This is a genomic window from Caballeronia glathei, from assembly GCF_000698595.1.
GTDB classification, from domain to species: Bacteria; Pseudomonadota; Gammaproteobacteria; order Burkholderiales; family Burkholderiaceae; genus Caballeronia; species Caballeronia glathei.
In genome coordinates this window covers 204260-217236 of the sequence record NZ_JFHC01000001.1, presented here as the reverse complement: position 1 = coordinate 217236, position 12977 = coordinate 204260, and the positions used below count along the sequence as shown (strand labels likewise).

General features: G+C 64.9%; 10 protein-coding genes. 7 read left to right on the top strand and 3 right to left on the bottom strand.

The annotated features are described in order from the left end of the window. The first annotated feature begins 15 nt into the window (after positions 1–15). From BG61_RS01005 to BG61_RS00990, 4 genes are all read left to right on the top strand, one after another. On the top strand, positions 16–903 hold the full coding sequence (locus BG61_RS01005; RefSeq protein ID WP_035941251.1) for a MurR/RpiR family transcriptional regulator: 888 nt from the start codon (positions 16–18) through the stop codon (positions 901–903). A gap of 1 nt (position 904) precedes the next feature. Then, on the top strand, positions 905–2395 hold the full coding sequence (locus BG61_RS01000; protein WP_035941519.1) for an N-acyl-D-amino-acid deacylase family protein: 1491 nt from the start codon (positions 905–907) through the stop codon (positions 2393–2395). A gap of 20 nt (positions 2396–2415) precedes the next feature. Further along, positions 2416–2802 carry a RidA family protein gene (locus tag BG61_RS00995; protein ID WP_035941248.1) on the top strand — a complete coding sequence of 129 codons (387 nt, stop codon included), beginning with the start codon at positions 2416–2418 and terminating at the stop codon, positions 2800–2802. Between the two features lie 331 nt (positions 2803–3133). Continuing rightward, complete coding sequence (locus BG61_RS00990; RefSeq protein WP_161783653.1) at positions 3134–4165, top strand: fimbrial protein; 1032 nt, start codon at positions 3134–3136, stop codon at positions 4163–4165. A gap of 29 nt (positions 4166–4194) precedes the next feature. On the opposite strand, the gene queF is transcribed toward BG61_RS00990, so the two are convergent. From queF to ilvA, 3 genes are read right to left on the bottom strand one after another with little or no spacing between them, the layout of a single operon-like run. After that, positions 4195–5019: an NADPH-dependent 7-cyano-7-deazaguanine reductase QueF gene (gene queF, locus BG61_RS00985; RefSeq protein ID WP_035941245.1), complete on the bottom strand. Its 825-nt coding sequence runs from the start codon at positions 5017–5019 to the stop codon at positions 4195–4197. Then, the gene (locus BG61_RS00980; protein WP_035941241.1) at positions 5016–5918 is read right to left on the bottom strand and encodes a 5'-nucleotidase; all 903 of its coding nucleotides are present in this window, start codon (positions 5916–5918) and stop codon (positions 5016–5018) included. Before BG61_RS00980 ends, queF begins: the two co-directional genes overlap by 4 nt. A 7-nt stretch (positions 5919–5925) precedes the next feature. Next, the gene (gene ilvA / locus BG61_RS00975; protein WP_035941239.1) at positions 5926–7449 is read right to left on the bottom strand and encodes a threonine ammonia-lyase, biosynthetic; all 1524 of its coding nucleotides are present in this window, start codon (positions 7447–7449) and stop codon (positions 5926–5928) included. 499 nt (positions 7450–7948) lie between these two features. On the opposite strand from ilvA, the gene BG61_RS00970 reads away from it, so the two are divergent. The 3 genes from BG61_RS00970 to BG61_RS00960 are packed head-to-tail and all read left to right on the top strand — an operon-like array spanning position 7949 to position 12958. Further along, complete coding sequence (locus BG61_RS00970; RefSeq protein ID WP_035941238.1) at positions 7949–12049, top strand: DUF3683 domain-containing protein; 4101 nt, start codon at positions 7949–7951, stop codon at positions 12047–12049. A 36-nt stretch (positions 12050–12085) separates the two neighbouring features. After that, the gene (locus tag BG61_RS00965) at positions 12086–12520 is read left to right on the top strand and encodes an HIT family protein (protein WP_035941518.1); all 435 of its coding nucleotides are present in this window, start codon (positions 12086–12088) and stop codon (positions 12518–12520) included. A gap of 27 nt (positions 12521–12547) precedes the next feature. Next, complete coding sequence (locus BG61_RS00960; protein ID WP_035941235.1) at positions 12548–12958, top strand: gamma-butyrobetaine hydroxylase family protein; 411 nt, start codon at positions 12548–12550, stop codon at positions 12956–12958. The last annotated feature ends 19 nt before the right edge of the window (positions 12959–12977 follow it).

Below are 12977 nucleotides of genomic sequence, written 5' to 3'. Positions count from 1 at the left end.
GCATCGCCCGCTCCCATGAATGCTTCCTCCGAACCGCTTGCTTTCGACATCGTCGCCCGGATTGCCGAGCGCGCGCCCGAATTGCGCTCGGCGGAGCGCAAGGTGGCGGCGCTGATCCTCGACGACCTTGCCGGTGCCTCGCGCGCGAGCATCGGCGCGCTGGCGGAGAAGGCCGAGGTGAGCATTGCGACCGTTACGCGGTTCGCGAAGGCGGTGGGCTGCCAGGACGTGCGCGAACTGAAGCTGCGGCTCGCGCAGGCGGCGGCGGTCGGCCAGCGCTTCCTCAGGCGCGAACCCGACGACGTACCCGACTCGCTCGCCGCGCGCATCTTCGAGGAAGTCCAGACGACGCTCGCGCACAACCAGGGCGCGTTGCGCGCCGCGCCGGTCGCGGCGGCCGCCGACGCGCTCGCCGAAGCCTCGATGATCTACGTGTTCGGCATGGGCGGCGGCTCGACCGCGCTCGCCGACGAAATGCGCTTCCGCCTCGTGCGGCTCGGGCGGCCGGCGGCGTCGTACCAGGACGGATTGCTGCAGCGCATGGTCGCTTCGACGCTCTCGAAGGAGCACGTCGTGGTGGCGCTGTCGGTGACGGGGCAGACGCCTGAAATGGTCGACAGCTGCCGCCTTGCGCGCGAGTACGGCGCGCGCGTGATCGCGCTGACGGCGCCGGCATCGCCGCTCGGCGCGCTCGCCGACTGGCTGATTCCTGTCCTCGCGATCGAAACGGACTTCATCTACAAGCCGTCGTCGTCGCGCTACGCGATGCTGATGGCGCTCGATTTGCTCGTCACCGAGCTCGCCGTCAAGCAGGCCGGCCGCAGCCGCGAATTGCTGCGCCGCATGAAGCATGCACTCGACGCGCACCGCGGCGGCGGCGAGCGCCAACCTTTGGGAGACTGACATGAACTCGCATCCGGAACAGGCCGACACGCTGATCGTCGGCGCGCGGCTGATCGACGGCACGGGGTCGCCCGCCGTCGAGCGGGACGTGGCCGTGCGCGATGGCCGGATCGTCGCGATCACGGCGCCGGGCGGCCTTGCCGGCTGGCGCGCGGACGCAATTTTCGAGGCCGAAGGCCGTGTGCTCGCGCCCGGCTTCATCGACGTCCACACGCACGACGACACCCACGTGATCCGCTCGCCGCAAATGCTGCCGAAGCTCACGCAAGGCGTGACGACGGTGATCGTCGGCAACTGCGGGATCAGTGCATCGCCGGTGACGCTGAAGGGCGATCCGCCCGATCCGATGAATCTGCTCGGCGACGCCGCCGCGTTCAAATATCCGACCTTCGCCGCCTACGTCGATGCGGTGAACGCCGCGCGGCCGGCGGTGAACGTCGGCGCGCTGATCGGCCACACGGCGCTGCGCAACAACCACATGGACCGGCTCGACCGGGCCGCGACGCCGTCCGAAGTGGAGGGCATGCGCGCGCAACTGGAAGAAGCGCTCGACAACGGCGCGCTCGGCCTGAGCAGCGGGCTTGCGTACGGATCGGCGTTCAATGCGCCGCCCGAGGAGGTCAAGGCGCTGGCCGAGCCGCTGTCGAAGGCGGGCGCGCTCTACACGACGCACATGCGCACCGAATTCGACGCGATCCTCGACGCGATGGATGAGGCGTATCAGGTCGGCCGCCATGCGCGCGTGCCGGTGGTGATTTCGCATCTGAAGTGCGCGGGGCCGTCGAACTGGGGACGCAGCGTCGAGGTGCTGAAGTCGCTGGAGACTTCGCGCGACGGCCAGCCGGTCGGCTGCGACTGCTATCCGTACAACCGCAGTTCGTCGACGCTCGATCTCAAGCAGGTCACGGGCGACATCGACATCACGATCACGTGGTCGACGCCCCATCCGGAGATGGCGGGCAAGCTGATCCGGGAAGTGGCCGCCGAGTGGGGCGTGAGCCAGCAGGAGGCGGGCAAGCGCCTGCAGCCGGCGGGCGCGGTGTATCACAACATGTCGGAGGACGACGTGCGGCGCATTCTCTCGCATCCCGCGACGATGGTCGGCTCCGACGGCCTGCCGAACGACCCGCTGCCGCATCCGCGGCTGTGGGGCGCGTTTCCGCGCGTGCTCGGGCACTACGCGCGCGACACGGCGCTGCTGCCGCTCGAGGAGGCCGTGCGCAAGATGACGAGCCTGTCGGCGCGGCGCTTCGGGATTCTCGAGCGTGGTGAGGTGAAGGTCGGGTATCACGCGGATCTGGTGCTGTTCGATCCGGAGAAGGTGCGCGATGCCGCCACCTTCGCCGAGCCGCAGCAACCTGCGGACGGCATCGATGCGGTGTGGGTGAACGGGGTTCTGTCGTATCGCGAGCGGGCTGTCACCGGCGAGCGAGCGGGGCATTTCGTGGCGCGTGGTGCGGGGTCCAGACTGGACGCGCACGGCGCTTTTTGAGCTTTTGAGGAGTTGAAAAGATGAAACGATATGGCGTGGAAGGTGGAAAGGGCCAGGGCGGCGCGCACATGCCGTTCGCGCGGGCGGTCGAGGCCGATGGCTGGCTCTTCGTCTCGGGCCAGACGCCGATGGAGAATGGCGAGGTGATCAACGGCGGGATCGTCGAGCAGTCGCACAAGTGCATTCAGAACGTGTTCGCGATCCTGAAGGAAGCCGGGTACGGCGCGGAGCATGTGGTGCGGTGCGGCGTGTGGCTGGATGATCCGCGCGATTTTGCTTCGTTCAACAAGGTGTTCAAGGAGTACTTCGGGGAGAATCCGCCAGCCCGGGCTTGCGTCGTTTCGTCGATGGTGATCGATTGCAAGGTCGAGGTGGATTGCGTGGCGTACAAGAAGCCGGGCGCCTGACGCTCTCTGATTTACTCTCGAGATCATCGCCGCGGCAATATTCGCTTGCTGCACTGCTGCGGCCGGAAAATTTCGCCTTCCGTGATCGTTCGCGTTGCGCGCGATGGCCGTATCTGCCGTCGCGCCGTTTCAGTTTTGGCAAAGCATTGATCCATTCCAAAGGTACGATTCTGATTCCGAGGGCATCGCGCCAAGCGCGCGATTTGGATTCATCCTGTAATTAGGAGTGGTCTGAGGTTTATAGGGTGAATTCTTAGGCACCATGGTTGGCGATGCGGTTCAGTCCCGAGCGACTTGCCGCAACCATCAATACCCTCTTTGGACGCCTGCCATGCCTTCTCGCTTCTGTCGCCGATTGCTTGAGTCCCTGGCAATTCTGCTTGTTGCGGTTCTTTCGAAAGACGCATTGGCCAGATATAGCGATTGCACCGCGCCGCTGCCTCTGACGGCCGAATTGTCGAGTGTTTCGGTTCCCAGCAATCTGGCGATCGGGCAACCTATCCCGGGGGCGCAAGCGAGTTTCAGTGTTCCCATCAACTGCACGAAGGAGGTGAATGCAGGCGACCGCTGGTACATGACGGTCACGTCCGCTGCTGCGATTACCTTGGTGGCGGGTTTTACCGATGTGTACACGACTACTGGTATGAGCGCGGGGGTTGGATTTCGCATGCGTGGCGCGGACGGCAGTGTCATGGCTCCGATCAATTACGGCGGCACGTTCAGCACCTTCGACATAGGGCCTGCGAATGTCGGTCAGAATAATATCGCCGGGCGATTCGAGCTGATCAAAACGTCGAATACTATCGCACCAGGAAATGCCAGCTTTTCCACCCACATCCACGTTCCGGGTTACCAATTCGCGAATGGCGGAACGGCGGCCGCAAGCACGATCAAGTTCGGCTATGTCATGCAGCCGACGACGGTAGCCGGATGCACCGTCACGCAGACAGATCTGGCCGTCACCATGCCAAGCGTGGGTGCGCGATCCTTGCCAACAGTTGGCGACACAGCGGCCGGTAGTTCGTTCACCATCGACTTGAACTGCGAGAGCGGCGCCAAGCCGCATATCAGCCTGACAGATGCCACGACGCCTTCCAATCAGTCCACCGATCTGACTTTGGCGCCGGCCTCCACTGCGGCGGGAGTCGGCGTTCAGGTCCTGTATGGCGCGACGCCCGTCACTTTTGCGCCGGCTCCTTATACTTCAATGCCCAACGGAACCTTGAGTTCGAACGGCATTGATCTTGGCACGCGCTCAGGCGTGACCCGTGTTTCGTTTTCTGCTCGCTATAAAAGAACGGGTGCGTCGATGACACCCGGTACCGTAAGAGCACTGGCGACGTTCACCATGCTGTATCAGTGACTTCAGAAGACGGCGCAAGCGCCAACTTCTTACTGCCGCGCGAGCCGCGCATTATCCGGCATCGGCAGATTGAAATTCGTGCGGAACGGATTGATGTCGAGCCCCCCGCGCCGCGTATAACGCGCATACACCGCCAGCCGCTCCGGCCGGCATTCCCGCAGGATATCCATGAAAATGCGTTCGACGCATTGCTCATGAAAACCGGTATGTTCGCGATAGGAAACGATATACCGCAGCAATCCGGCATGGTCGATCTGCCCGCCGAAATAGCGGATCTGCACGCTGCCCCAGTCCGGCTGCCCGGTCACCGGACAATTCGATTTCAGAAGATTCGAAACCAGCGTTTCATCGACGGGCGCTTCGTCGTGCACCGCCTTGAGCAGCGAAGGATCGGGCGAATAGACATCCGTATCGAGATCCAGGCGATCCAGCGACAACCCCTCGAATTCCTCCATCACGAGCTTGCCGAAGTCACCGGGGGCGGCGAGCTGCACGGACACGTTCATGCCGCATGCCGCCGACACGTCGCGCTTGATCGCCGCGCGCACGTCGTCGAAGGAATCGAACGCCGTCTGCGCGAACGACCCCAGATACAGCTTGAACGACTTCGACTCGACGATATTGGGCGAATCCGCCGGCACGAAGAACGTCGCCACGGCGATCTGCGGCTTGCCGCGCCGGTTCAGCCACGAGAGTTCGTAGGCGTTCCAGATGTCCGTGCCGAAAAACGGCAGCCGCGCGCCGATGCCGATCGCATCGCGCGCCGTCTTGCGCTCGATCGGAAACAGCAGCGCCGGATCGTACTGTTCGGTGTAGTGGACGGGTTTGCCGAGCGGAGAGTGTTCGGGTGTCATGATGCGTTCGATATGCCACTCAGCACGTGTCCGGTCGCGGTCACGACGCGGGCCGATTCGCAGTGGCGAATTTGGTCGTCGAAGAAAAAATCGGGTTCGAATTCGCGCAGGAACGCGCCTTTGTCGAGCCCGCCCAGAAACATCGCTTCGTCGATTTCGATGTTCCACGCCATCAGCGTCCGGATCGCGCGCTCGTGCGCGGGAGCGGAGCGCGCGGTGACGAGCGCGGTGCGGATGTGCATCGGCGCGGCGTCGTCCGCGATCTTTTGCAGCTTGTGCAGCGCCGCCAGCAGCGGCTTGAGCGGCCCGCCCGCGAGCGGCGAATCCTTCTTGGTCGTCTCGTGCCCGACGAACGCCGAGAGCCCGTCCGACTGGAACACGCGCTCGGCTTCGTCGGAGAACAGCACGGCGTCGCCGTCGAACGCGATGCGGATCTCGTCAGGATACTGGCTCGCGGCGCGCGGCGTTTCCGGCAGCACGCGCGCCGCGGGAAAGCCCGAGTCGAGCGCGGCGCGCACGTCGTCGGGATTCGCGGACAGGAACAGCGACGCCCGCAGCGGCTTCAGATACGCGAACGGCGCGCGCCCGCGCGTGAAGACGCCGCGCTCGATCGCGAGCCCGTGCGCCTTGCACGAACTGAACGCGCGCAGCCCGCTGATCGGATCGCTGCGCGACAGGATCACCACTTCGACATGCTGGGCACCCGCGTTCAGCGCGAGCAGCTTGCGGATCAGCGGGAACGCGACGCCGGGCTTCGCCGGCACGCTCAGGCGCGAGCGTTGCAGTGCCTCGTATTCGGCGAGGTCGCCGGTTTCGTAGACCTGGTTCTCTTCTTCGAAGTCGAACAGCGCCCGCGACGAAATCGCGACGACGAGCTTGTCTTCGAGCGTAAAAGCCATGGCCGCTTCAGGCGAGGAACAGCTTGTAGACCGGATTCGCGCCTTCGTCCCACCACGGATAGCCGAGCGTCGCGAGGAAACGGTCGAACTCGGCATTTTCGGCCGGCGGCACCTGGATGCCCACCAGAATCGAGCTGTAATCCGCGCCCTGGTTGCGGTAGTGGAAGAGGCTGATGTTCCAGTTCGGCGCCATCGACGAGAGGAATTTCATCAGCGCGCCCGGCCGTTCCGGAAACTCGAAGCGCAGGAGGCGCTCCTCGCGCGCGAGCGGCGAGCGGCCGCCGACCATGTAGCGGATATGCTGCTTCGAAAGTTCGTCGTGTGACAGATCGACGGTCGCGAAACCATGCTCGACGAACGCATTGAGCATCTGCGCCGCCTCGCTGCGCGTGCCGATCTGCACGCCGACGAAGATGTGCGCGGCTTCGGCATCCGCGATCCGGTAGTTGAATTCCGTCACGCTGCGGGTGCCGACCAGTTCGCAGAAGCGCCGGAAGCTGCCGCGCTCTTCCGGAATCGTCACGGCGAACACGGCTTCGCGGGCTTCGCCCACTTCGGCGCGCTCGGCGACAAAGCGCATCCGGTCGAAATTCATGTTCGCCCCGGAGGTCACGGCGACGAGCGTCTTGCCCTCGACGCCCTCGCGCTCCGCATAGAGCTTCGCGCCCGCGACGGCGAGCGACCCGGCCGGTTCCAGCACGCTGCGGGTGTCCTGGAAGACGTCCTTGATCGCGGCGCAGAGCGCGTCGGTGTCGACGGTGAGCACTTCGTCGAGCAGTTCGCGGCAGAGGCGAAACGTCTCCTCGCCGACGAGCTTGACCGCGGTGCCGTCGGAGAAGAGCCCGACTTCGGGCAGCGTGACGCGCTCGCCCGCCTTGATCGACTGCGCCATCGCGCACGAATCGTCGGTTTGCACGCCGATCACCCTGATCTCGGGGCGCACCGCCTTGACGTAAGCCGCGACGCCCGCTGCCAGCCCGCCGCCGCCGATCGGCACGAAGATCGCGTGGATCGGCCCCTGGTGCTGCCGCAGGATTTCCATCGCGACGGTGCCCTGGCCTGCGATCACGTCGGGGTCGTCGAACGGGTGGACGAAGGTGAGGCCGCGCTCCTCCTGGAGCTTGAGCGCATGCGCGTAGGCGTCGCTGTACGACTCGCCGGCGAGCACCACTTCGACCGTCGGCCCGCCGTGCGCGCGCACCGCGTCGATCTTGACCTGCGGTGTCGTCGTCGGAATCGCGATGACCGCGCGGCAGCCGAGCCGCGCCGCCGAGAACGCCACGCCCTGCGCGTGATTGCCCGCCGACGCCGTGATCACGCCGCGCGCGAGCACGTCGGCGGGAAGCTGCGCCATCTTGTTGTACGCGCCGCGAATCTTGAACGAGAACACCGGCTGGTTGTCCTCGCGCTTCAGATAGACCGAATTGCGCAGGCGCGCCGAGAGATTGCGCGCGGGCTCGAGCTCGCTTTCGCGCGCGACGTCGTAGACGCGGGCGGTCAGGACTTTTTTCAGGTAATCGGGATGTGCCATGCGAAAAATCGGTCACGCAGAGCGACTGCGCGCGTTTTTGAGAGCGAAAACGTCAATGATAGCGCCAACGCGCTTCCGAACGGCCGGGAAGTCGCTTTTACCGACCGGACGGTCGCCAATAGCACGCGCAAAAAATGGCAGAAATCCGGCGAAAACCGGCTGGCAAATGCCCCTTCAAAGCGCTAGCTACCGTGAACGGCGTTTTTCACGATGGGTTAGAATTGTCTTTTCGAATCAGGATCGGAAGATGCACCGGCAGCCTCGGATCGATTTTTTGGCGCATGTCCCCCGCGGTTCTCATCCCGCGGCAGAGCGGCACGCGCGTCATGCGCGATCGTGGCGCTGAATCCGGGCACCTCGAAGGCGCTGTACCGCTCATCCGCTCAATGACCGGCCGCCTTCTCAAAAACACGTCTCCCTCGAAAATTTGCGCCCCCACGCGCATCGCCGGGCATTGCGCTTTCCATAGTGCGTGCGCCGGCCTACCGAACCGTCGAACATGAACGCACCTCAAGCCTTCGATCCGAATGGCGCCGCCGCCGCCGTGGCGCTCGATGTCGAGCCCCGCCTGCGCGAAATTCCCTATAACTACACGTCCTTTTCCGACCGCGAAATCGTGATGCGGCTCCTCGGCGACGAAGCCTGGGCCGCGCTCGACGAACTGCGCAGCGAACGCCGCACCGGCCGCTCGGCGCGCATGCTGTACGAAGTGCTCGGCGATATCTGGGTGGTGCGCCGCAATCCGTATCTGCAGGACGACCTGCTCGACAACCCGAAGCGGCGCGCGCTGCTCGTCGAAGCGCTGAACCACCGGCTGCACGAGATCGAGAAGCGCCGCAAGGACGACCTGTCGTCGCATGGCGACGTGGCGGGCCGCGATCGCGCGGCGCGCGTCGAAGTGCTGGTGTCGGCCGCGCGCCGCGCCGTCGACGACTTCGCCGCCGAATTCGGGCGCATGGCGGAGTTGCGCCGCCGCGCATCGAAAGTGCTCGGCAAGTGCACGCAGAAGGACAACATCAAGTTCGACGGGCTGTCGCGCGTGTCGCACGTCACCGACGCGACCGACTGGCGTGTCGAATACCCGTTCGTCGTGCTGACGCCGGACACCGAAGCGGAAATCGCCGGGCTCATCAAGGCGTGCTTCGAACTCGGGCTCACCGTGATCCCGCGCGGCGGCGGCACCGGCTACACCGGCGGCGCGATTCCGCTCACGCCGTTCGCGGCCGTCATCAATACCGAGAAGCTCGAACAGCTCGGACCGGTCGAAATGACCGATCTGCCCGGGGTCGACCGCAAGGTCGCGACCATTTTCTCGGGCGCGGGCGTCGTCACGCGCCGCGTCACTGAAGCGGCGGAACAGGCGGGGTTCGTGTTCGCCGTCGATCCGACTTCGCTCGACGCCTCGTGCGTCGGCGGCAACGTTGCGATGAACGCGGGCGGCAAGAAGGCCGTGCTGTGGGGCACGGCGCTCGACAACCTCGCCTGGTGGCGGATGGTCGATCCGGAAGGCAACTGGCTCGAAGTCACGCGCCTCGACCACAACCTCGGCAAGATCCACGACATCGAAGTGGCGCGCTTTCGCCTCGACTGGTTCGACGGCTCGCGCGCGCCGGGCGAGAAGCTCATCCGCACCGAGTCGCTCGACATCGCGGGCCGGACGTTCCGCAAGGAAGGGCTCGGCAAGGACGTGACGGACAAGTTCCTGTCGGGCCTGCCGGGCGTGCAGAAGGAAGGCTGCGACGGGCTCATCACGTCCGCGCGCTGGATCCTGCACAAGATGCCGGCGAACACGCGCACCGTCTGTCTCGAATTCTTCGGCCAGGCGCGCGACGCGATCCCGAGCATCGTCGAGATCAAGGATTACCTGTTCGAGACGTCGAAGCAGGGCGGCGCGATTCTCGCGGGCCTCGAGCATCTCGACGAGCGCTATCTGCGCGCGGTCGGCTACGCGACCAAGAGCAAGCGCAACGCGTTTCCGAAGATGGTGCTGATCGGCGATATCGTCGGCGACGATGCCGACGCGGTCGCCCACGCCACCTCCGAAGTCGTGCGCATGGCGAACGGCAAGAGCGGCGAAGGCTTCGTCGCGGTCAATGCGGAGGCGAGGAAGCGCTTCTGGCTCGACCGCTCGCGCACGGCCGCGATCGCAAAGCACACCAACGCGTTCAAGATCAACGAAGACGTCGTGATCCCGCTCAACCGCATGGGCGAGTACACGGACGGCATCGAGCGCATCAACATCGAGCTGTCGATCAAGAACAAGCTGCAGCTCGTCGACGCGCTCGAAGCGTTTTTCCGGACCGGCAAGCTGCCGCTCGGAAAAAGCGACGACGCCAACGAGATCCCGAGCGCGGAACTGCTCGAAGACCGCGTGCAGCAGGCGCTCGATCTCCTGAAGCGCGTGAAGGCGCGCTGGACGTTCGTCGGCGACAAGCTCGACCTGCCGCTGCGCGAGGCGCAGCACTATATGGTTCAGCTCGGCTACGAAGCGCTCGCGGAAAAGCTCGCGGACCGTGTCGACGCCCAGCCGGGCGCGAACGTGTTCCATGTCGCGCAGGACCGCACGGTGCGCATCTCCTGGAAGCAGGAGATCCGCGCCGAGCTGCGTCAGATCTTCAACGGCGGCGAATTCAAGCCGATCCTCGAAGAAGCGCAGAACATCCACAAGCAGGTGCTGCGGGCACGCGTGTTCGTCGCGCTCCACATGCACGCGGGCGACGGCAACGTTCACACGAATATCCCCGTGAACTCCGACAACTACGAGATGCTGCAGGACGCGCATCACGCGGTCGCGCGCATCATGAAGCTCGCCCGTTCGCTCGACGGCGTCATTTCCGGCGAGCACGGCATCGGCATCACGAAGCTGGAATTCCTGACGGAAGAGGAAATCGGTGAATTCCGCGCGTACAAGCAGCGCGTCGATCCGAACGGCCGCTTCAACGCGGGCAAGCTGATGGCGGGCGCGGACCTGCGCAACGCGTACACGCCGAGCTTCGGGCTCATGGGCTACGAGTCGCTCATCATGCAGCAGAGCGACATCGGCGCGATCTCCGATTCGATCAAGGACTGCCTGCGCTGCGGCAAGTGCAAGCCGGTGTGCGCGACGCACGTGCCGCGCGCGAACCTGCTCTACAGCCCGCGCAACAAGATTCTCGCGACCTCGCTGCTGGTCGAGGCGTTCCTGTACGAGGAGCAGACGCGCCGCGGCGTGTCGATCAAGCACTGGGACGAATTCAACGACGTCGCGGATCACTGCACCGTCTGCCACAAGTGCGTGACGCCTTGCCCGGTGAAGATCGACTTCGGCGACGTGACGATGAACATGCGCAACCTGCTGCGCAAGATGGGCAAGAAGAAGTTCAACCCGGGCAACGCGGCCGGCATGTTCTTCCTGAACGCCACCAATCCGCAGACCATCAATCTCGCGCGCACCGCGATGATGGGCGTGGGCTACAAGGCGCAGCGGGTCGGCCACGACCTGCTGAAGAAGTTCGCGAAGAAGCAGACGGCGAATCCGCCGGCGACGGTCGGCAAGCCGCCGGTGGTCGAGCAGGTGATCCACTTCATGAACAAGAAGATGCCGGGCAACCTGCCGAAGAAGACGGCGCGCGCGCTGCTCGACATCGAGGACAACAAGATCGTGCCGATCATCCGCAATCCGAAGGCGACCACCGTCGATTCGGAAGCGGTGTTCTATTTCCCCGGCTGCGGCTCGGAGCGGCTGTTCTCGCAGGTCGGCCTCGCCACGCAGGCGATGCTCTGGGAAGCGGGCGTGCAGACCGTGCTGCCGCCGGGATACCTGTGCTGCGGCTATCCGCAGCGCGGCTCCGGCCAGTACGACAAGGCCGAGAAGATCGTCACGGACAACCGCGTGCTGTTCCACCGTGTTGCGAACACGCTCAACTATCTCGACATCAAGACGGTGGTCGTGTCGTGCGGCACCTGCTACGACCAGCTGGCCGGCTACGAATTCGAGAAGATCTTCCCGGGCTGCCGGATCATCGACATCCACGAGTTCCTGCTCGAGAAGAACATCAGGCTCGAGGGCGTGAAGGGCACGCGGTACATGTATCACGACCCGTGCCACTCGCCGATCAAGACGATGGACCCGGTCAAGCTCGTGAATGACTTGATGGGCGCGCAGAACGACGGCTACCGGATCGAGAAGAACGACAGGTGCTGCGGCGAATCAGGCACGCTCGCCGTCACCCGGCCCGACATTTCGACGCAGGTGCGCTTTCGCAAGGAAGAGGAGATCAGGAAGGGCGCGGCGAAGCTGCGCGACATTCCGCTCGTCGCGCAGGCCGGGGCGAACGGGTCGGCTGCGGCGGATTTGGCAAACCGCGCGGGCAACCCCGCGGGCGTGGCGCCGGGTCCGGTGCAGAAGGCCGGCGACGGAGCGCAGCCGAACGGCGTGGACGTCAAGATCCTCACGAGCTGCCCGTCCTGCCTGCAGGGCCTGTCGCGCTTCAACGAGGACGCGAACATCGAGGCGGACTACATCGTCGTCGAGATTGCGCGCAAGGTGCTCGGGGAAAACTGGATGGCGGACTACGTCGCGCGTGCGAACGATGGCGGGATCGAGCGCGTGCTGGTGTAATAGCGAAATCGAGGACCGTTTCGCTAGAGGATGACGATGGACTGTGTTTTTTGCCGTGAAGACGGCGGCGAGGTGCTGTGGTCGGACGACGTGTTGCGTGTCGTCCTCGCCGACGAGCCCGACTGGCCGGGCCTCATCCGCGTGATCTGGAATGGGCATGTCGCGGAAATGTCCGATCTCACCGACCCCGAGCGCAGCAAGGTGATGACGGCCGTGAACGGCGTCGAGCGCGCGATGCGGCGCGTGCTCTCGCCGGCGAAGGTGAATCTGGCGAGCCTCGGCAACCAGGTTCCGCACGTTCACTGGCACGTCATTCCGCGTCATTCCAACGACTCGCGCTTTCCTCTGCCCATTTGGGCGCCGCGCCAGCGCACGGTGTCCGAGGCGCAGCTTTCGAAACGGCGCGCGCAGGCGACGCTCCTGCGCGAAGCCGTGCGCCTCGAGCTTAACCATGCGTTCGGCCAGAACTGAACCAGCCAACTTCAATCAAGGCTCACCATGAGCGGACTCACCCCCCAGACGCCGATCCCGACCGGGATCGTCGTCCATTCGAAAACCCGCGCGCTCGAACTGCAATATGCGAACGACGAAACGTATCGTGTGCCGTTCGAGCTGCTGCGCGTGTACTCGCCTTCGGCCGAAGTGCAGGGCCACGGCCCGGGCCAGGAAACGCTGCAGACCGGCAAGCGCGACGTGACGATCATCGGCGTCGAGCCGGTCGGCCATTACGCGCTGCAGCTGAATTTCTCCGACGGCCACAATACGGGCATTTATTCGTGGGACATCCTGTACAACCTCGCGGTCGGGCAGGATGAACTCTGGCGGGACTATCTCGCCAAACTTGAAGCGGCGGGCGTCGATCGCGACGCCCCGATGGCGGCGAAGGCGTCGGGCGGCCACTGTCACTGACCAACCCAGCGTTGCGGCG

Coding starts and splice junctions, on each gene's coding strand:
- BG61_RS00980 (WP_035941241.1), bottom strand. CDS start 5,918: ATGGCTTTTACGCTCGAAGACAAGCTCGTCGTCGCGATTTCGTCGCGG.
- BG61_RS01005 (WP_035941251.1), top strand. CDS start 16: ATGAATGCTTCCTCCGAACCGCTTGCTTTCGACATCGTCGCCCGGATT.
- queF (WP_035941245.1), bottom strand. CDS start 5,019: ATGACACCCGAACACTCTCCGCTCGGCAAACCCGTCCACTACACCGAA.
- BG61_RS01000 (WP_035941519.1), top strand. CDS start 905: ATGAACTCGCATCCGGAACAGGCCGACACGCTGATCGTCGGCGCGCGG.
- BG61_RS00960 (WP_035941235.1), top strand. CDS start 12,548: ATGAGCGGACTCACCCCCCAGACGCCGATCCCGACCGGGATCGTCGTC.
- BG61_RS00970 (WP_035941238.1), top strand. CDS start 7,949: ATGAACGCACCTCAAGCCTTCGATCCGAATGGCGCCGCCGCCGCCGTG.
- ilvA (WP_035941239.1), bottom strand. CDS start 7,449: ATGGCACATCCCGATTACCTGAAAAAAGTCCTGACCGCCCGCGTCTAC.
- BG61_RS00990 (WP_161783653.1), top strand. CDS start 3,134: ATGCCTTCTCGCTTCTGTCGCCGATTGCTTGAGTCCCTGGCAATTCTG.
- BG61_RS00995 (WP_035941248.1), top strand. CDS start 2,416: ATGAAACGATATGGCGTGGAAGGTGGAAAGGGCCAGGGCGGCGCGCAC.
- BG61_RS00965 (WP_035941518.1), top strand. CDS start 12,086: ATGGACTGTGTTTTTTGCCGTGAAGACGGCGGCGAGGTGCTGTGGTCG.